This window comes from Bacillus sp. S71 (assembly GCF_016625265.1).
Taxonomy (GTDB): Bacteria; Bacillota; Bacilli; order Bacillales; family Bacillaceae_G; genus Bacillus_A; species Bacillus_A cereus.
Window position 1 is genome coordinate 41,787 of the sequence record NZ_JACVUW010000017.1, and the last position, 19,749, is coordinate 61,535.

Sequence of the window (19,749 nt, forward strand, 5' to 3'; positions counted from 1 at the left end):
GTATCCCCCTATATAATTTGATAGTGAAAACATGTCTTCTCCCCCGTATGACAAGCAGGTCCTACTTGTTTCACATTCACAACAATTGAATCTTGATCACAATCTAAGTATAGAGATTGCACATATTGAACATTCCCTGATGTTTCTCCCTTATTCCATAACGACTGCCTCGAACGAGAGTAAAACCATGTTCTTTTCGTCTCTAACGTTTTTTCATATGCTTCTTCATTCATATAAGCTAGCATTAAAACTTCTTTCGTACCTTCTTCGATGACAATTGCCGGTATTAATCCTTTTGAAAAATTAGGTTTCATAACCGCACCTCAACATTTGCATCTCTTAATTTTCGCTTTACACTCTGCACTGTCGCCTCACCATAATGAAAGATGGATGCCGCTAATGCTGCATCAACTGTTGTCTTTTGAAAAACTTCTATAATGTGATCCGTATGACCACAGCCTCCTGATGCGATGACTGGAATGGAAACACTTTTTGAAATTTCTTCTGTTAAACGAAGATCATATCCACTTTTCGTTCCATCTGCATCCATACTCGTTAACAAAATTTCACCCGCCCCGAGCTTAACAACACGATTCGCCCATTCTATGGCATCCATTCCTGTGTCAACTCTTCCGCCGTTGACGTATACGTTCCATTTATCTTCTGCTACTTTTCTAGCGTCAATTGCCACGACAATACATTGTGATCCAAAGTGTTCTGCGCCCTCTTCTATTAGCTTCGGGTTTCGCACTGCCGCTGAGTTTATTGAAACTTTGTCTGCTCCAGCTCTTAGTAAATTGTACATATCTTTCACACTTGAAATCCCCCCGCCAACCGTAAGAGGAATAAATACTTTAGCTGCTGTTTTTTCTACAACATCTATAATCGTTTTTCTTCCTTCATGAGTCGCTGTAATATCTAAAAATACGATTTCATCTGCCCCTGCCACGTTATATGCTTCAGCTATTTCAACCGGATCACCGACATCTTGTAATCCTATAAAATTTACACCCTTTACGACTCGCCCTTCTTTCACATCTAGACATGGAATAATTCGTTTCGCTAACATAACTTCGTTACCTGTAACACTTCTTCTAAATCAATCGTTTTCTCGTAAAGCGCCTTTCCAATTATGACACCATAGATATTCATATCATTTAACTTTTTCACATCTTGAATAGATGCCACTCCTCCAGAGGCAATGAGACGAATGCCCACACTTTTTTGAAGTAACGCCAATTGTTCAAAATTTGGCCCTGCAAGCGTCCCGTCTTTCGAAATGTCTGTAAACACAATCGTTTGAACACCTAAACTTTCCATTTGTTTCGCTAAACTAATATAAGAAATTTCAGACAGATCAAGCCAACCTCTCGTTGCTACGAAACCATTTTTCGCATCAATTCCAACAATGATTTTCTCTTTATATAGACGAACTGCTTCCTCTAAAAATGACTTATCATAAAGAGCTGCTGTTCCTAAAATCACTTTTTCTACACCTACTGACAATAACTTCTCCACCGCTACAAGTGAACGAATTCCTCCTCCCACTTGCACAGGAATACGTACCGCCTTACAGATTTTTTCAATGACGGGCAAATTTAACGACTCGCCAGCAATTGCACCGTCTAAATCAACAATGTGTAGTATTTCCGCTCCAAGCTTTTCAAATATGATTGCCTGCGCTACCGGATCTTCATTCATCACCGTTTCTTTACTAAACTCTCCTTGATAAAGTCTAACGCATCGTCCTTCTTTTAAATCGATAGCTGGGAAGATTTCCATGCTTCTACCACCCCTTGAAAATTTTTTAATATTTGCATGCCAATTTCACCACTTTTTTCTGGATGAAACTGTGCACCAAATACATTTCCTTTCGCTACAAACCCTGGTACTTGCATTCCATAATCACTTACTCCGCATACAATTTCATCTGGACAATCCGCGTAATATGAGTGAACATAATAAACGAAAGAACCATCCACTAATCCATTCCAAAGCGGAAATTCTCTTTCCTTCCTTAATTCATTCCATCCCATATGAGGAATTTTATACGAAACTTTTAACTTACGAATTTCCCCTGGTAGTAAACCTAATCCGCTACAATCTTTTAGTTCCTCACTTCGTTCAAATAAAAGCTGCATGCCCAAACATATACCGAGGAGAGGTTTTCCTATATCACAAACCTCTTTTAGTACACACACTAAATCTCTTTCTTCTAATACGTCCATCGCTTTCGGAAATGCACCTACTCCCGGTAAAATCACGCCATCGCTTCTCAATATCTCTTCTTTATCACTCGTTACAATGTACTCTGCCCCAATATATTTTAATGCTTGCTCTACACTGCGAATATTCCCCATTCCATAATCTATAATGGCAATCAATTACAACATCCCTTTCGTTGAATTTACACCAGTAATGTTGGCATTTTTTTCGACCGCTTCTCTAAGCGCTCTACCAAAAGCTTTAAATACTGCTTCAATTTTGTGATGCGTATTACTTCCGTATAGAACGCGCGCATGTAATGTAATATTGGCAGCATGTGCAACTGCTCTAAAAAATTCTTCCGTCAATTCTGTATCAAAATCCCCAAGCTTCGGATTTGTTAATTCCCCTTGAAATACACAATATGAGCGTCCACTTATATCAATTGCGACAAATCCTAAAGATTCATCCATCGGTACATACGCAGAACCGTAACGATTAATTCCCTCTTTGTTTTGCAATGCTTCTTTCAAGCAATTTCCGAGTACAATTCCAACATCTTCAACGGTGTGATGTGCATCGACAAATGCATCCCCTTCTGCTTCAACTTGCAATCCAAATCTTCCATGTCTAGCAAATAAAGTAAGCATATGATCGAAAAAACCAACCCCTGTTTGAATAGATACATTTGTACTTTCATCAAGCTGCAAATTTAATTTAATTTTTGTTTCTGTCGTCTCACGTACTTGACTGGACTGACGCATTATTTTTCCTCCTCAAACCTTATTTGGATTGCTCTCGCATGTGCATGTAACCCTTCTTTATTTGCAAGCTCTACAATGTGATGCTGTACATTTTTTAATGCTTCCTCCGTATAAGAAATAAAACTTGATTTTTTCACGAAATCATCGACTGATAACGGAGAAAAAAATCTTGCCGTTCCGCTCGTTGGTAATACATGATTCGGTCCCGCTAAATAATCCCCGAGCGGTTCAGGTGCATATGACCCAAGGAAAATAGAACCTGCATGTTTCACATAATCTAGAGCATTCATCGGTTCTTTTATATGTAACTCTAAATGTTCTGGAGCAATTTCATTTGATAACTTTAGTGCCTCCTCTAAAGAAGGAACGATAAAGATGGCTCCATTTCTATTTATTGATTCACGTGCAATTTCACTTCTTGGTAACATTTCTAACTGTCTTTCTATCTCTTTTTCTACTTCTTTAGCTAGTTCCATATTCGTTGTAATACAAACCGCCGTTGCTCTCTCATCATGCTCTGCTTGCGATAATAAATCCGCTGCGATATATTTTGCATTACCTGTTTCATCCGCGACAACTACAATTTCTGATGGACCAGCAATCATATCAATATTTACTATTCCGTATACTTCTCGCTTCGCTAGAGCGACATACAAATTTCCCGGTCCAACTATTTTATCCACTTTCGGAATCGATTCCGTCCCGTATGCTAAAGCAGCAATTGCTTGCGCGCCACCTATCGTATAAATTTCATCTACTCCCGCAAGATTTGCAGCAGCTAATATATGCGGATCAATTCCTCCTTTCCTCGGCGGTGTTACCATTACAATCTTTTTCACACCTGCGAGTTTCGCCGGCAATACATTCATTAATACTGAAGAAGGATATGAGGCTGTCCCACCCGGTACATATACACCTACATTTTCTAACGGCCGAATGAGTTGCCCTCTAATTATGCCTTTACTTTCACAATCGAATATTGAGTGCTTCTTTTGCTTTTCGTGATACGAAACAATGTTTTTCTTCGCCTCTTTTAAAGCTTCTAAAAATGAATTCGTTACAAACATACTCGCTTGCTGTATTTCTTCTTCACTTACACGAAAATCTTTCATCTCTACACCATCAAACTTTTTGGTATAGAAAGATAAAGCTTCATCTTTCCCTTCCCTTACATTTCTAATGATTTCTCTTACACTTCTTTGAACAGTTTCTTCTATTATATTAGCGTTTTCTCTTAGCACTTTTACTTTAGATAATGCCTCCTTAAAGTCTTCATAAATGATTTTCATTTTAAGTCCTCCTATTTCCCTGATAAGATTTCTTGCTCCATCATATTTATAATACTGAATATTTCGTCTTTTTTAGTTTTTAAGGCTGCCTTATTTACAATCATCCGAGCCGATATAGAGTGCATTTCCTCAAATACAATAAGTCCATTCTCTTGTAATGTTTTTCCTGTTTCAACAATATCTACAATCGCATCTGCCAATCCAAGAAGAGGAGCGATTTCTACAGAACCTTCTATTTTAATTATTTCTACATCCTCTCCCTTATCATGAAAATAAGTAGAAGTAATATGCGGGTATTTCGTAGCAATTCTTTTCTTCCGGTAACTCTTCGGATTATACGTAGGAATAGAAGCAACACAAAACTTACAAATCCCCACTCCTAAATCCAGCATTTCATAAATATCTTTCTCGTTTTCCATTAAAATATCTTTTCCAACGATCCCAATATCAGCTACCCCATGTTCTACATAAGTAGCAACATCAACCGCTTTTACTAAAATAAATGAAACATTTGTATTTTTACTTTGAAATACAAGCTTCCGACCTTTATTTTTGAGATCGGAACAATCAATTCCAATCTGCTCAAAAAGTGGAATGACATGTTTTTCTAACCTTCCTTTCGTTAACGCAATTTGAATGTTACGCATGAAGCCTCTCCTTCTTTCTGGACTACCCATTTCTCATTCCATACATATTCCACTAAATATTCATTCTTTGCCTCAACGACCGTTCCTATTTTATTTTTTCTTGCAAATTGAAAGGTATCGCTTAAATTAGAGAATAGAGATAACCAAGCATTTTTCCCATCCTTTCGAAGTAAATTTCGTAACCTTTCTGCTTCCGCTAATCTATTTAACTCATAATGAATCACAATATCAATTTGATTTCGTTCATATGGTTCTTGCTGCTCTTGCAGCGCCTTCACAATTTGATTTACTTGTACCGCGAGTCCAACAGCTGGCAGCATTTCTCCAAAATTCCCAATTAGCTCATCGTATCTTCCGCCACTAACGATTTCTTCTCCAATTTCATATATATATCCTTTGAAAATAACACCCGTATAGTAATCTAAGTGTTGAATCATGCCCAAATCAATTGATATGTAAGAACCATATCCTAACGTTTCAATTGTTTCATACATTTCTTTTACTCTTGCAATTGCCATTTTCATTTCATTACTTGAAGCAAGCTTTTCTGCCTCCTCAATAACTTCTAAATTTCCAAATAGCCTTGGTAATTTCTCAAGTAATCTTACTGTCTCATCGCATCGATCTAATTTCTTTTCTCCGATAAAATTTGAGAGGGCAGCATAATTTTTACTTTCTATATACGTTCTAAGTACCCTTTCTTCTTCATCATGGATGGAGAGCTTTTTTACAATACATTTATATAACTGTACTTGCCCAATCTCAATTGTAAAAGATTGCACCTTCAACTTTTGAAGTGCTTGAATGACACTTATTACACATTCAATTTCAGCTCTTACATTATCAATCCCGATAACTTCAATACCACTTTGTACGATTTCATTATATTTTCCAGAATGGGATTCATTCGCTCGAAATACATTCCCGCTATACGTCACTTTAAGTGGCGTATCCCATCTCTGTGTTCCAATCACTCTTGCTAAAGGAATTGTCATATCTGGACGTAAAACGATAATCCTTCCCTTTTCATCAAAAAATTTATACATCTTCTCTTCATCTATCGGTCTATTTTGAAATGCAAAAACATCATAAAATTCAATTGTAGGTGTTCTTATTTCCTCATAACCTCTCTCTAAAAAAGTAAGCCTTAATTTTTGCTCCACTTCTTCAATTAACGTACATTCTTCGAATAAATAATCTCTCGTTCCATTCGGGTTCGCCCGTTTCCATTTTGTCATCTAAATTTTCACACCTTTCCCCTTCTAATGTATGCCTATTTCATTCACCTAAGCCGAAAATAAAAAGAGCCTTGTAGACAAAATACCTACAAGGCTCTTCAGTAGAGTGTAGGTACAACGGGAATAACCCTTGTACCTACACGTTTTCACGCTAGGTTCAAGGGTTTCATGTATGATGATGTAGTTGTGTAAGCATTGTAATAGATTTTATTGTATTCATAATACTTACTCCCTTTCTCCTCTGATTTTCACATAGTATATAACAGTTAATTTTGAATGTAAATACATTTTTAATATTCCGTCACTTTTTTTAATGTAAAGCCACTTTTCTTTCATACTCTTTTATTTCTTGTTCATATTGCATTGTAATACTAATTTCATCTAAACCATTCAATAACTTCTCTTTCCACATTTTCTCGATTGTAAAATGGAATCTGTGCATATTCGTTATAATTATTTCATTTTCTAAATCAACTGTGATTTGTTCCCTCGCATCTGTTTTTGCAAGTTGTTCACGCATATCTTTGTCCATTACAATCGGTAACATGCCATTCTTCATACAATTCATATAAAAGATATCGGCAAATCCTCCAGCGATAATAACGCGGAAACCATAATCAGCAAGCGCCCATGGAGCATGTTCTCTAGAAGAGCCACATCCAAAATTATCACCTGTGATTAATATGCTGGCTCCTTTTCTTTCTTGCGCATTAAGCGGGAAATTAAGGTTTTCTTGGCGATTATTATCATATCGCCACTCATCAAATAAAAACTTCCCAAACCCAGTTCTTTCAATTCTCTTTAAATATTGCTTCGGAATAATTTGATCTGTATCAATGTTATCATTCATCAGTACTGCGGCAGTACCTTTATGAATACGAAATGGCTCCATCATAACTCTCCTTTCTAATATCAACAAAATGACCATGTAACGCAGCCGCTGCCGCCATTGCCGGGCTAACTAAATGCGTTCGTGCTCCCTTTCCTTGTCTTCCTTCAAAATTGCGATTTGACGTAGAGGCACAATGTTCTCCTTCAGGCACTTGATCTGGATTCATACCTAGACACATTGAGCATCCGGGCTCTCTCCATTCAAATCCAGCTTCTTCAAATATGCGATGTAATCCTTTATGCATCGCTGCTTCTCTTACCCTTTGAGATCCAGGTACAACAAGTGCTCGCACACCTTCTTTTACTTTTTTACCTTTCACGACAGATGCAGCAATTTCTAAATCAGAAAGCCTAGAATTTGTACAAGATCCAATGAAAACATGTTGAACTGGAATGTCATACGTACTTTGTCCAGGACTCAACCCCATATAAGAAAACGCTCTTTCGTCATTTTCATCATGCTTTTCTGGCAATTTCTCATCAATCCGAACACCCATACTAGGATTTGTTCCCCACGTAACGTACGGCGCTAAATCCGTAACATCTACTAGAATATGTAAATCATAAGCTGCATCTAAATCTGTATAAAGTTCTGACCATTTTTCCTTAATAGATTCATAGTCTTTCGGCGCATATTTACGCCCTTTTACGTAAGCAACCGTTTTTTCATCTGGCGCAATAATGCCAGCCTTTGCTCCCCCTTCAATTGCCATATTGCAAAGCGTCATCCTCTCTTCCATATCCATAGCATGAATGGTCTCTCCGTAAAATTCCATTACGTAACCTGTTCCAACTGCTACTCCGTACTTTGAAAGAAGGTGTAAAATAATATCTTTCGCATAAACACCTTGCGGTAACTTTCCTTTTAACTCAATGCCCATCGCTTTCGGCTTTCGTTGCCATAACGTTTGCGTTGCCAATACATGTTCCACTTCACTCGTACCAATACCAAACGCTAGTGCGCCAAAAGCACCGTGTGTTGCTGTATGACTATCACCACAAACAATCGTTTTTCCTGGCTGTGTGAGTCCAAGTTCTGGTCCTATAACATGAACGATCCCTTGCTCTTCATCTCCGATATCCGCTAATGGCACCTGAAATTGTTTACAGTTTTCCCGAAGTGTATCTAGTTGCTGCTTCGCAATGCGGTCGGTAATATTCCAAACATCTTTCGTTGGAATATTATGATCCATCGTTGCAAATGTTAAATCTGGTCTGCGGACTGTTCGATTTGTAAGCCGCAAGCCTTCAAAGGCTTGCGGTGACGTTACTTCATGAACAAGATGTAGATCGATATATAATAAATCCAATCCATTTTCATTTGTCGCAACTACATGTCTTTCCCAAAGCTTATCTAGTAACCTTTTCCCCATTATCTTCCTCTCCCTACTAACGCTTGCTCTTCCATTTCTTGAATAACTGCCTTTGTAAATGAAGTTGTCGTTTCAGTCCCCCCGATATCTGCTGTACATTTTCCAGATTTAAGGACTGCAGAAATTGCTTCTTCAATTGCACATCCTTCTCTCGTTAATCCGAACGATTGCCCAAGCATCATTGCAACAGAACGCATCATCGCAATTGGATTCGCCTTATTTTTCCCCGCAATATCCGGTGCTGATCCGTGAATAGGCTCGTATAATGAAGGCCCCTTTTCAGCGTGACTTGCTGATGGAAGCATTCCTAATGATCCAGCTAATACTGAAGCCTCATCACTTAAAATATCACCAAATAAATTTTCCGTTACAATAACGTCAAATCTTCCTGGATTCCGAATTAATTCCATAGCCGCTGCATCTACTAAAATGTGTTCTACTTCCACATTTGGGTAGCGAAGTGCTACTTCTTCTGTCACATTTCTCCATAGTTTACTAGACTCTAAAACATTCGCTTTATCAATAGATGTTACTTTTTTCTTCCGCTTATTTGCTAATTGAAAGGCATACGAAACGATACGTTCAATTTCATGTCGATGATACGTAAGTGTATCTGTCGCCACTTCTTCCGTTCGCTCTTTCGGATAAGAAAAATAAATTCCGCCTGTTAATTCACGAACGACAACGAAATCAATTTCATCAGCATTTTTTAATGGTGATAAATGTGCAGTTGCACTTTCTACCGTTACAGGGCGAACATTCGCAAATACACCGAGTCCTTTTCTTAATGCTAATAATCCTTTCTCAGGCCTTTCTTTCGCACTATCCCACCTTGGTCCACCTACTGCTCCAAGTAAAACCGCATCACTCGCTAAACAGGCGGCAAGTGTTCGCTGTGGTAATGGTTGCCCAGTTAAATCGATAGCAACACCACCAAAGTACTCATCTTGCAAATGAAAATGATGTCCATATAGCCTTTCTACCATATGCAATACTTCCTTCGCACTTTCCATAACTTCTGGACCAACACCATCACCAGCTAAACAAACGATACGTTTTTCCATTTTTAACACTCCTTTTAACTGAATTTTCAGAACTTTGATTTGATAGGTGAGGAAAGCTTCTCTCACCTATCAAATATTTATTTCACAAGCGCTATAAGAGATTTTAATTTCCCTGCTGCATGGACATAAGCTCTCGCCGACGCTTCCAATACGTCTTGCGCAACTCCAAAACCTGATATTTGGTGACTACCTTCTTTTAATTCAACATGAACGTGAGCAAGTGCATCTTGACCTTGTGTAATAGATTGTATGCGATAATCTGCCAATTCACATTCTAATCCTAAAATTCTTTGAATCGCATTGTATATCGCTTCAATACTACCAGAACCAGTGGCTGCATCTTCATATACATTTCCTTCCTCATCCTTCAGCACAACTGTTGCGCATTGTGTACTATTTGATACGAAATGCACTTGTAATTGCGTAATGTTATATTGCTGGGCTGCAAATGCTGCTTCACCAAGCATAATTGCGCGTAAATCTTCCTCAGTAATTTCCTTTTTACGATCCGCCAATTTTTTAAATGCTTCGAATGCCGCATCTCGCTCTTCATTTGTAAATTCATAACCAAGCTCTTTCATTTTTTCCGTAAACGCATGACGGCCAGAATGTTTCCCAAGTACAAAGAGATTTTGAGATTCTCCTATAAGCGCTGGTTCGATAATTTCATAAGTTGTTACTTCTTTTAGAACCCCATCTTGGTGGATGCCTGATTCATGAGCAAATGCATTCGCTCCAACGATTGCTTTATTTTTCGGTACAACCATACCCGTTAACCTGCTTACTAATGTACTCGTTGCCTTAATCTCTTTTAAAGTCATCGAAGGTTCTGCTTTATAAAAATCTTTTCTAATATGAAGAGCAACCGCAACTTCTTCTAACGCTGCATTCCCTGCTCTTTCTCCAATGCCATTAATCGTTCCTTCTACTTGCACTGCTCCGCCTTCAACCGCAGCTAACGAATTTGCTACTGCCATACCAAGATCGTCGTGACAATGACAAGAAAAAATCGCTTTTTCATATGATGGAACGGATTCTTGTAAGTATCTAAAAAGAGAATAATATTCTTCCGGATTCGTATATCCAACTGTATCCGGAATATTAATTACATTCGCTCCTGCGCGAATCGCAGTTTCTACTGCTTCAGCTAAAAATGCTCTCGATGTTCTTGTCGCATCTTCTGCAGAAAATTGTACTGTCGGAAATAATGATTTTCCAAGCGTAACCGAACGATGAATACTATTTAACACATCTTCTTTTGACATACAAAGTTTATATTTCATATGAATATCACTCGTAGCTAGAAATACGTGTAGACGAGGAGATACAGCACCTTTCACAGCTTCATATGCTCTTCGAATGTCACTTTCTTTCGCTCTAGCTAAACTCATAACCGTAGCATTTTGAATTGTATTCGCGATGCGTTTTACCGATTGGAAGTCACCTTCGGAAGCTGCCGCGAATCCAGCTTCCATTACATGAATACCAAGCCTCTCTAATTGCCTAGCAATTTGTAACTTCTCTTGTTCATTTAAATTTACTCCTGGTGATTGTTCGCCATCACGAAGCGTTGTATCCATGAACAAAATCTGCTTCATATTATTTAATCCCTACCTTTACTCGCGGCTGTACGAAAGGCATCATTTCACGTAATTTACGTCCTACTACTTCGATTTCATGTTCATTCTCTTTCTCATTTGTCGCGTGGAAATTTGGTCTTCCTGCTTTATGCTCTGCAATCCAGCCTCTTGCAAATGTACCATCTTGAATTTCTGCTAATACTGCCCCCATCGCTTTCTTCGTATCTTCAGTAACAACGCGTGGTCCTGATACAAAGTCTCCCCACTGCGCTGTATCTGAAACTGAATATCTCATATTTTCAAGTCCACCTTCATACATAAGGTCAACGATTAGCTTCAGTTCATGTAAACATTCAAAATATGCAAGTTCAGGCTGGTATCCCGCATCAACTAACGTTTCAAATCCTGCTTTTACAAGTGCAGTTACTCCGCCGCAGAGTACAGCTTGCTCTCCAAATAAATCTGTTTCTGTTTCTTCTTTAAACGTCGTTTCTAATACACCAGCTCTCGTTGCTCCAATTCCGTCAGCATAAGAAAGTGCTTTTTCAGTCGCAACTCCTGTTGCATCTTGATATACTGCAAATAATGCAGGAACAGCCCCTCCCTCGGCGAACGTACGGCGTACGAGATGCCCCGGTCCTTTTGGCGCTACTAGAAATACATCTACATTAGCTGGTGGTTTTACTTGATCAAAGTGAACATTAAATCCATGTGCGAACACGAGAGAGTTTCCAGCCTGTAAATTTGGTGCAATTTCAGCTTCATATACTTCTGGTTGTAATTCATCAGGTAATAGAATCATTACTACATCAGCTTTTTCCGCTGCTTCTGCTACTGTATATACAGAAAACCCATCTTCATTCGCTTTATCCCAAGACTTACCTTTTCTTAAACCTACTACTACATCAAATCCGTTATCACGTAAATTTTGCGCATGCGCATGACCTTGCGAGCCATATCCGATGATTGCTACTTTCTTTTCCTTTAATACATTTACTGTTACATCTTTCTCATAATAAACTTTTGCCATTTTCATTTCCCCCTATATTTAAATGATTATTGAATTAACATAACTTGCTTATCTTGTTTTTTCATACTACGTGTAAATGCTGTTACACCTGTTCTAGCAATTTCTTTTAAACCGTATGGACGAAGTAATTCAATTAACGCTTCTACTTTATCTTGCGTACCTGTTACTTGCACAACTATGGAATCCTTCCCAACATCTATTACAGCGGCTCGAAATGGTTCAATTAAACTATATAATTCTGCCCTCGCTACAGAAGTTGCTACTTTAATAAGAGCAAGCTCTCTAGCAATCATTGCTTCTTCTGTAATATCTGATACTTTCAGAACATCGATTTGCTTATGAAGTTGTTTAATTAACTGCTCAACTTGCTGTTCACTTTCAACGTGTACAACAATCGTCATTCGCGATATATCTGATGATTCTGTATGACCTACTGAAATACTTTCAATATTAAAATGTCTTCGTGTCATAACCCCTGTAATTCTGTTTAACACACCACTTTGATTTCGAACTGTCGCTGTAACAATTCTCTTCACCCTTTTTCCACTCCCTCCATTTGGTGAACACCTTTTCCTGGTGCAACCATCGGCATAACCTTCTCTGATTGAAGTACACGACAATCGATTACGACTGGCTCTTGTAATTCGATCGCATGCTGGATTTGCTTCTTTGCAAGAAGTGGATCGTCAATACGAACACCTTTTATACCATACGCATTCGCAAGAGCGACGAAATCTGGTTGGCATGGCAATAAAGAATGTGAATATCTTTGATTGTAAAATTCATCTTGCCATTGTCTTACCATTCCTAAAGCTTCATTATTTAAAATAAATACTTTAACGGGTAAAGCGTGTTCTTTTAATACACTTAATTCTTGCAGAGTCATTTGAAACCCAGCATCACCAACAATTGCAATAACTAATTCTTCAGGCTTTGCAATTTGCGCACCGATTGCTGCTGGAAATCCGAACCCCATCGTTCCTAATCCGCCAGAAGTTACCCATTTATCTGGATTTTTCAACGGATAGTATTGTGCTGCCCACATTTGATGTTGCCCAACGTCTGTTGTTACAATCGCTTCTCCTTTCGTGATCTCATATAGCATATCAATCGCGTATTGAGGTTTAATACTTTCAGAATTTCGTTTATAAGAGAATGGGTACTTTTCTTTTCTACTCTTTAATAAAGAGAGCCATTCATGATGATTTTCTTTCTTTCCTTCTGATTGAAGCAATACTTCTAACGCCCGCTTAGCACTTGCAACAATAGGAATCTCTGTTGGCACATTTTTCCCGATTTCTGCTGGATCAATATCGATATGTGCAACAGTCGCCCCTTTAGCAAAAAAAGCTAAATTCCCAGTAAGACGATCGTCAAATCTCGCACCTATATTAATGAGTAAGTCGCATTCATATAACGCCATATTGGCTGTGTAAGAACCGTGCATTCCCCCCATCCCTAGAAATAGCCCATCATCTGGCGGAAAACCACCAAGTCCAAGTAACGTATGCACAACAGGGATTTCATATTTACGGGCAAAACTTGTCAATTCTTTCGAAGCTTTCGCATGCAGTATACCTGCTCCAGCTAAAATTAACGGTTTTTTTGCGGTTTCAATTGCTTGTAGTAATTTGTTTATTTGAAGTAGATTCGGTTCATAATTAGGGTTATATCCTGGTAAATCCATTTGTACATTGCTACATCGCTCACCTTTCTCGACTACCATATCTTTCGGAAGGTCAATAACGACTGGTCCTGGTCTTCCTGTTTTAGCAATATGAAATGCTTCTTTAATAATTCGAGGTAAATCTGAGGCCTTTCGCACTTGATAGTTATGTTTTGTCACTGGCATCGTAAGTCCCATAATATCCGCCTCTTGAAAAGCATCGCTCCCAATTAACGTTGTTGCTACTTGGCCTGTAAATACAACAAGTGGCAATGAATCAATCATCGCATCCGCTAGACCCGTAATTACATTTGTAGCACCTGGTCCACTCGTTGCAATTACAACCCCTGGGTTCCCTGTAATTCTGGCATACCCTTCAGCAGCGTGAATTGCTCCTTGCTCATGCCTTGTTAAAATATGCGGAATTTCACAATCATACAGTGCATCATAGAGAGGTAAAACGGCACCACCCGGATAACCGAAAATCACTTTTACGCCTTCCTTTTCTAGCGCTTCTAACAATAGCTGTGCACCAGTTGCCAGTTTCTCTTCCGTTTTTGAAGACATTGTTCTTATAAGCCCCCTTTTTCAAACTTTTATACAATAAAAAAATCCTACGTCCACACTCCAGCTATGTGCTGAAGGGACGAAAGATTTCGCGGTACCACCCTTCTTTGCAAGAATACTCTTGCCTCAGTGATCCATAAATGGATCTAGCTAATAACGGAGCTACCGTCTAAGCCTAGACAAATGCTTTAGCTTAGCACTCAAGGGCGATGTTCGTCGACGTGAACCATCGGTTTTCAGCAACCACCGACTCTCTGTGAGGCTTCACAATCAACTACTCCTCCCTATCAACGCTTTCTTATGTTAAAAAAGTTGTTATCCAACTTTATTTTCTTCGTAAATTTTCTCTCCATCTTCTACAACTAACTTACGAAACTCTTCTAATAAACGGTTCGTATGTGGACCTGTTTGCCCTAAGCCAATCGTTCTACCATCTACTGTCGTAACAGCAATAACTTCAGCAGCTGTTCCTGTTAAAAACACTTCATCAGCTACATATACATCATGTCTTGTAAATAACTCTTCTCTTACGTCATATCCAAGTTTTTCGCCGATTTCTAAAATGGCGTTTCGTGTAATACCTTCTAACGCTCCAGCAGAACTTGGTGGTGTAATTAATTTATTTCCTTTAACAATAAACACGTTATCTCCTGAGCCTTCAGCTACATATCCTTGATCATTTAACATAAGTGCTTCTTGTACTCCAGCTAATTTCGCTTCAATACGAACTAAAATATTGTTTAAGTAATTTAAAGATTTTACTTGAGGGGATAAAACATCGGGACGATTTCGGCGCGTTGCAACTGTTACAACTGGAATCCCTTTCTCATAATATTCTTGTGGGAATAAAGATAATTGTTCTGCAATTACTACTACATTCGGCTTCTTACATGAATCGGGATCCAATCCAAGATTTCCTGCTCCTCTTGATACAACAAGGCGAATGTATCCATTAGATAATTTATTTTGTCGAATCGTCTCAACAACAATATTTGTTACTTCATCTAATGAATATGGAATTTCTAAAAGGATTGATTTTGCTGATTCATACAACCGGACAAGATGCTCTCTCAAACGGAAAACATTACCGCTATAAACTCTAATTCCTTCAAACACTCCATCGCCATATAAATAGCCATGATCATATACTGAAACTTTTGCCTCATCTTTTGGAACAAATTCTCCATTTAAGAAAATCCATTGCTCATTCACTAGAAGCGCCTCCTATGTTCTATGAATTTTTTATTGTTTCCTAGTTTACTCTCCTTTCTAAATAAATCAAGTGAATTTTTAGAAAATTTATAATTTTTAATCGTACGTACTTCTTTACTTATATTGATTTAACAACATTGTTAACGTTTACAAAAAGTCAAAAAATTTTTTTCGCCAATTTCCACTAAAAAAATATTTGTTTAAAAGAAGGATTTTCATCAATTGATACGAATCTATTGTATTCAATAAACGGACGTCCGATTTTATAAATCCGGGAATATATAACGACTTTTGCTGAAAAAGGGGGGAAATAACAAAAATAGCGCTGTCTAAAAATAACATTCATATTTTTCATTTCGTAATCATAATCCTATTTTTAAAAAACAATTTGTCAAAATGAAGGAGGAAATAAATATGGCGTGTGTACAAATTAAAGGAACGAGACAAGAGGTAGTAGAAATGCTGCAATTATTTGATCTAATGGATACGAAAGGTTTTTGTAAATTCGATAATTACGTAGAGGTAGAACCAAATACGCAAGAACATAATCATTTTATTGCTTCAATCGACATCCATTCAAATACTTCTTCTGCCCAAGATACATTAAACGATCAATTCGTTAGTCAAATGCTTACTGGCGTATATAACGACTAAACAAAGATTTACTTCCTACCGTCTTTTCATAAATGCAGTGAACTTGAGCATACTAGCAATTAGATGGTAGGAGGTGAGAATTATGGCTAGAATTGGCGTTGAAAACTCATTAACAGACGTTCAACAAGCTCTTCAGCAACAAGGTCATGAAGTTGTTACACTTAACTCAGAACAGGATACACAAGGGTGTGATTGTTGCGTTGTAACTGGGCAAGATTCTAATGTAATGGGCATTGCAGATGCATCAATTAAAGGATCAGTCATTACAGCTCACGGTTTAACAACGGATGAAATTTGTCAACAAGTTGAAAGTCGCACTTAAAAAATGAAAGAGGACTCCTTTTAAAAGGAGTCCTCTTTTTTATATTCACCTAACGGGAAAGTAACATATACTGGATGAAAGCCCTACCTCTCTCTCATCATTACGGTTCCACTGACCGCTCCTTGATTCACTAGTATACATATATAGCTTACAAATACAATTTATAGGGTTTGTTCACAAAAGTTGTTGATAAAATTACCCGATCTTTCGCAAACTTTTCGTATTGCATTCATAAGAGATATTTACTTTACACTAGCTGTAACCGAGACACGAATTAAAATTCTAACACCAATACAATAGCTTGTCAATATTTTTCCGCAAATTAAAAACAGACATTAACGGTTTGTCTGTTTTAGAATGGAGCTTTTTCTTTTATTACATATACAACAAAGCCGCTTACTAACATAAATAAGCCAACTACTAAGTTTTTGATATTAATCATAAATTCCTCTCCCTTATTCCACACATCATATATATTTACATTTCAATTATTCCGATCATCCTAAAGCGCACTTTTTCTAATATATCATAATTCCTAAAAAATGCAAGTTCACTTTTGACGACCATTCACAAATTTATCTACAGTGCTTGGTACAGTACTTAAAGCCTTTTCAATTAAATGTGTACTGCTGTTGAGATGTAATACTTGCACCCCATTAGAACCAACTACTAAAAAAGCTACTGGACTAATAGAAACCCCAGCCCCGCTTCCTCCTCCAAATGGATGCCCTTGCTTGTTCTCTTTATGCTGATTTTGCCCACCGTTATGTTTTTCAGTAATGAAACCCCCTTTAAAATCACTTCCACCAGCTCCAAAACCAAAAGCCACTTGAGATACTGTTAATACAACATTTCCGTCAGCTGTTGAAACCGGGCTCCCAACAATTGTATTTACATCTACCATCTCTTTTAAATTTGTCATTGCCGTTTTCATTAAATTTTCAATTGGATGTTCCATTATGTATTGCACCCTTTCCTCATTATTCCTTTTTATACTTTCCAAAATAGAGGAAGTCATACTAACTTTTCCTATTTCAAGAAAACATTTTCCTCCTTTTAATAGATATTACTGCCCGTTAATGCGGGATAAAAAAGAAAAAGAGATACATACTACTATTGAACCTTGTTATGAAAGGAGCCATGACTTTGACTGAGAAATTTGATGATTATAAAAGAAGAGATAGAATAGATAGTGATTATAGTGACTATAAAGAAGAGTATGCCGCTGAGGTTGCACCACAACGCATTGATTATGATTACGATGATAAAGACGATAAAGATGTTGTAAAATCGTCCGCTGCTGGATCAACTGCTGGTTTTATCGCTCTTGCGCTATCTATCTTATCGCTATTTACATTCCCAACACTATTTGGTCTTGTTTCTGTTTTACTCGGTATTTACGCTTATAATCGCGGAGCTACTGTAACTGGCGGTATCGCTGCAGTTGTCGGTGGGATTGCTGCACTTATCGCAATTTTATTCCGAGTAGCACTTATTGGTTTATTGTTCTCCCTTTTCTAAAAAAGAAAAAGGTATCTCGCTTAACGCGGGATACCTTATCCTGTAAACACATCTTCCGATGGATATTTTATTTTTTGTTTTGCTGGTCGCGCTAAAGAGAACACAAGTGTTAATGGTCCAATTAATCCGCAGAACATAACAAACATAATAATACATTTTCCGAATGCCGATAGCTTTGCAGTAATTCCCATCGTTAATCCGACTGTACCAAACGCTGATATTGTCTCAAATAATAATTGAATAAAGCTGAAGTTTTCTGTAAGCATTAATATAAATACCGCTGCAAAAATAAGTATTTGACTGGCAACAGCAATCGCTAAGGCCCTCGTTACTGTCGACATTTTAATTGTACGCTGAAATAAAACAATTTCCTCCTTTTTTCTAAAGAAAGAAAGGACAGATGTAATTAAGATAACAAACGTTGTTAATTTAATTCCTCCACCTGTTGATACACTTCCTGCACCAATAAACATTAAAATCATCGTAAATAATATAGATGATTCTTCCATACCTCCATAGTCAACCGTATTAAATCCAGCTGTCCGCGGGGTAATACCTTGAAAGAAGGAAGCCCATAGTTTTTCATTTAAAGATAAATTCCCTAACGTCTTCACATTATTATATTCCAATACAAAAATTACAATCATTGCTATAACATTTAGCACTACTGTTCCAATAATCATTATTTTTGAGTGAAGTGATAATTTTCGAAAACTGCGACTATACCATATATCAATTAATACGGTAAAACCGAGTCCACCTATTACAATTAAAGAGCAAATCCCAATATTAATAATGGGATCTCCTACATATCTTGTTAAATTATCTGGCCATAAAGCAAAGCCTGCATTATTATAAGATGCAATTACATGAAAAATACTATAGTATAAACCTTTTCCAAAACCAAACTCTGGAATAAAGCGAAACGATAAAAAGATGACCCCAATAAGCTCAATACAAATCGAAAATATAAAGACACGCTTTACTAATTTTACAAGACCACCTATATTTGTTTGATTAAACGCTTCTCCAATTAATAAACGATGGCGTAATCCGATTTTTTTGCCTAATACCCAAACAATTAAAATGGCAATTGTCATAAGACCTAGACCACCTGTTTGAATTAAAAACATAATAACAATTTCGCCAAACATCGTAAATGTACTTGCTGTATCCACTACTCCCAAACCAGTTACGGTCGCTGCTGACGTTGCTGTAAAGAAAGCATCTACCCAACTAATATGTGCTTTCGTTGCGAATGGTAACTTTAATAACAAACCGCCAACCACAATTAAGCAGAAAAAACCTAACGCTAATATTTGTGGTGGGTTTAATCGTATAAGACGATTATACAGCCCTTGTTTTTTTGTTACTTCCATATCACTAACTCCCTTATTAAAGTGAAGCTTTCCCTTCATAAATAAAAAGCTTTTTAAAAGCCCTTAAAGAATTGGGACAAACCTTATATTCTTATAATATAGTTGAGCATAATCCTTTTTTTCATAGATTACAACTTTTATTTATATTCAGACTTCTTTTTTCTTTTATGCTGGAAAACTATATATCCTAACTCAATATTGCTAGCAATAACAATTTCATATGTACTATTTTTCAAATCCCCATATCTTTCACTCTATGTTCACATAGAGGTCACATTCACCTTTTATAGTATATGTATCGAAGCTGTTCCTCCCTAATTTATAAGACATTCCCCAGTGTCTTTGAA

The 19,749-nt window shown here is 37.4% G+C and carries 22 protein-coding genes and 1 other annotated feature; of the genes, 3 read left to right on the forward strand and 19 right to left on the reverse strand.

Annotation, left to right across the window (positions count from 1 at the left end; genetic code table 11):
- Positions 1 to 8 precede the first annotated feature (8 nt).
- The 16 genes from hisI to ilvE form a co-directional block, all read right to left on the reverse strand.
- Positions 9 to 314, reverse strand: a complete 306-nt coding sequence (gene hisI / locus IBT51_RS24305) for a phosphoribosyl-AMP cyclohydrolase (protein ID WP_000803964.1) — start codon at positions 312 to 314, stop codon at positions 9 to 11.
- Positions 311 to 1,069 carry an imidazoleglycerol phosphate synthase cyclase subunit gene (hisF, locus tag IBT51_RS24310; protein WP_000880113.1) on the reverse strand — a complete coding sequence of 253 codons (759 nt, stop codon included), beginning with the start codon at positions 1,067 to 1,069 and terminating at the stop codon, positions 311 to 313. Before hisF ends, hisI begins: the two co-directional genes overlap by 4 nt.
- Complete coding sequence (gene hisA / locus IBT51_RS24315; RefSeq protein WP_000402296.1) at positions 1,063 to 1,782, reverse strand: 1-(5-phosphoribosyl)-5-[(5-phosphoribosylamino)methylideneamino]imidazole-4-carboxamide isomerase; 720 nt, start codon at positions 1,780 to 1,782, stop codon at positions 1,063 to 1,065. Before hisA ends, hisF begins: the two co-directional genes overlap by 7 nt.
- Positions 1,755 to 2,384 carry an imidazole glycerol phosphate synthase subunit HisH gene (gene hisH / locus IBT51_RS24320; RefSeq protein ID WP_053564913.1) on the reverse strand — a complete coding sequence of 210 codons (630 nt, stop codon included), beginning with the start codon at positions 2,382 to 2,384 and terminating at the stop codon, positions 1,755 to 1,757. The genes hisA and hisH overlap by 28 nt, the downstream gene beginning before the upstream one ends.
- The gene (gene hisB, locus IBT51_RS24325; protein ID WP_053564914.1) at positions 2,385 to 2,969 is read right to left on the reverse strand and encodes an imidazoleglycerol-phosphate dehydratase HisB; all 585 of its coding nucleotides are present in this window, start codon (positions 2,967 to 2,969) and stop codon (positions 2,385 to 2,387) included. It abuts the gene before it with no gap.
- A complete protein-coding gene (hisD, locus tag IBT51_RS24330; protein ID WP_200458385.1) occupies positions 2,969 to 4,258 on the reverse strand; it encodes a histidinol dehydrogenase in 1,290 nt (429 codons plus the stop codon). The genes hisB and hisD overlap by 1 nt, the downstream gene beginning before the upstream one ends.
- 11 nt (positions 4,259 to 4,269) lie before the next feature.
- The gene (hisG, locus tag IBT51_RS24335) at positions 4,270 to 4,905 is read right to left on the reverse strand and encodes an ATP phosphoribosyltransferase (protein ID WP_029441809.1); all 636 of its coding nucleotides are present in this window, start codon (positions 4,903 to 4,905) and stop codon (positions 4,270 to 4,272) included.
- The gene (locus tag IBT51_RS24340) at positions 4,881 to 6,143 is read right to left on the reverse strand and encodes an ATP phosphoribosyltransferase regulatory subunit (RefSeq protein WP_000170292.1); all 1,263 of its coding nucleotides are present in this window, start codon (positions 6,141 to 6,143) and stop codon (positions 4,881 to 4,883) included. Before IBT51_RS24340 ends, hisG begins: the two co-directional genes overlap by 25 nt.
- 310 nt (positions 6,144 to 6,453) lie before the next feature.
- The gene (leuD, locus tag IBT51_RS24345; protein WP_088022046.1) at positions 6,454 to 7,035 is read right to left on the reverse strand and encodes a 3-isopropylmalate dehydratase small subunit; all 582 of its coding nucleotides are present in this window, start codon (positions 7,033 to 7,035) and stop codon (positions 6,454 to 6,456) included.
- A complete protein-coding gene (leuC, locus tag IBT51_RS24350; RefSeq protein WP_200458386.1) occupies positions 7,013 to 8,407 on the reverse strand; it encodes a 3-isopropylmalate dehydratase large subunit in 1,395 nt (464 codons plus the stop codon). Before leuC ends, leuD begins: the two co-directional genes overlap by 23 nt.
- Positions 8,407 to 9,471, reverse strand: a complete 1,065-nt coding sequence (gene leuB, locus IBT51_RS24355) for a 3-isopropylmalate dehydrogenase (protein WP_200458387.1) — start codon at positions 9,469 to 9,471, stop codon at positions 8,407 to 8,409. Before leuB ends, leuC begins: the two co-directional genes overlap by 1 nt.
- Positions 9,472 to 9,548: 77 nt before the next feature.
- Entirely contained in the window at positions 9,549 to 11,069 is a 1,521-nt protein-coding gene (gene leuA, locus IBT51_RS24360) for a 2-isopropylmalate synthase (protein WP_000809597.1), read from the reverse strand.
- 1 nt (position 11,070) lies between these two features.
- A complete protein-coding gene (gene ilvC, locus IBT51_RS24365; protein ID WP_001151740.1) occupies positions 11,071 to 12,081 on the reverse strand; it encodes a ketol-acid reductoisomerase in 1,011 nt (336 codons plus the stop codon).
- A gap of 26 nt (positions 12,082 to 12,107) precedes the next feature.
- Positions 12,108 to 12,617, reverse strand: a complete 510-nt coding sequence (gene ilvN / locus IBT51_RS24370) for an acetolactate synthase small subunit (protein ID WP_000822952.1) — start codon at positions 12,615 to 12,617, stop codon at positions 12,108 to 12,110.
- Positions 12,614 to 14,314 carry an acetolactate synthase large subunit gene (ilvB, locus tag IBT51_RS24375; protein ID WP_064531909.1) on the reverse strand — a complete coding sequence of 567 codons (1,701 nt, stop codon included), beginning with the start codon at positions 14,312 to 14,314 and terminating at the stop codon, positions 12,614 to 12,616. Before ilvB ends, ilvN begins: the two co-directional genes overlap by 4 nt.
- A gap of 72 nt (positions 14,315 to 14,386) precedes the next feature.
- Positions 14,387 to 14,614, reverse strand: a binding site (T-box leader).
- A gap of 15 nt (positions 14,615 to 14,629) precedes the next feature.
- Positions 14,630 to 15,526, reverse strand: a complete 897-nt coding sequence (gene ilvE / locus IBT51_RS24380) for a branched-chain-amino-acid transaminase (protein ID WP_001005486.1) — start codon at positions 15,524 to 15,526, stop codon at positions 14,630 to 14,632.
- 414 nt (positions 15,527 to 15,940) lie between these two features.
- On the opposite strand from ilvE, the gene IBT51_RS24385 reads away from it, so the two are divergent.
- Both IBT51_RS24385 and IBT51_RS24390 read left to right on the forward strand, forming a co-directional pair.
- A complete protein-coding gene (locus IBT51_RS24385; protein WP_000752514.1) occupies positions 15,941 to 16,180 on the forward strand; it encodes a DUF3911 family protein in 240 nt (79 codons plus the stop codon).
- Positions 16,181 to 16,262: 82 nt separating this feature from the next.
- Positions 16,263 to 16,502 (forward strand): YkuS family protein, encoded by a 240-nt coding sequence (locus IBT51_RS24390; protein ID WP_069355291.1) that lies wholly within the window; start codon positions 16,263 to 16,265, stop codon positions 16,500 to 16,502.
- Positions 16,503 to 16,854: 352 nt separating this feature from the next.
- Here the strand turns inward: IBT51_RS24390 and IBT51_RS24395 are convergent, their stop codons facing one another.
- Together IBT51_RS24395 and ytfJ are read right to left on the reverse strand one after the other, a co-directional pair.
- Positions 16,855 to 16,944 carry a hypothetical protein gene (locus IBT51_RS24395; protein WP_000608227.1) on the reverse strand — a complete coding sequence of 30 codons (90 nt, stop codon included), beginning with the start codon at positions 16,942 to 16,944 and terminating at the stop codon, positions 16,855 to 16,857.
- Between the two features lie 108 nt (positions 16,945 to 17,052).
- Positions 17,053 to 17,520, reverse strand: a complete 468-nt coding sequence (gene ytfJ, locus IBT51_RS24400; RefSeq protein ID WP_069355290.1) for a GerW family sporulation protein — start codon at positions 17,518 to 17,520, stop codon at positions 17,053 to 17,055.
- A gap of 128 nt (positions 17,521 to 17,648) precedes the next feature.
- Here ytfJ and IBT51_RS24405 point away from each other — a divergent pair, with 128 nt between their 5' ends.
- The gene (locus IBT51_RS24405; RefSeq protein ID WP_000136546.1) at positions 17,649 to 18,023 is read left to right on the forward strand and encodes a hypothetical protein; all 375 of its coding nucleotides are present in this window, start codon (positions 17,649 to 17,651) and stop codon (positions 18,021 to 18,023) included.
- A gap of 35 nt (positions 18,024 to 18,058) precedes the next feature.
- Here the strand turns inward: IBT51_RS24405 and IBT51_RS24410 are convergent, their stop codons facing one another.
- Entirely contained in the window at positions 18,059 to 19,402 is a 1,344-nt protein-coding gene (locus IBT51_RS24410) for a TrkH family potassium uptake protein (RefSeq protein ID WP_000454115.1), read from the reverse strand.
- Positions 19,403 to 19,749: the final 347 nt, after the last annotated feature.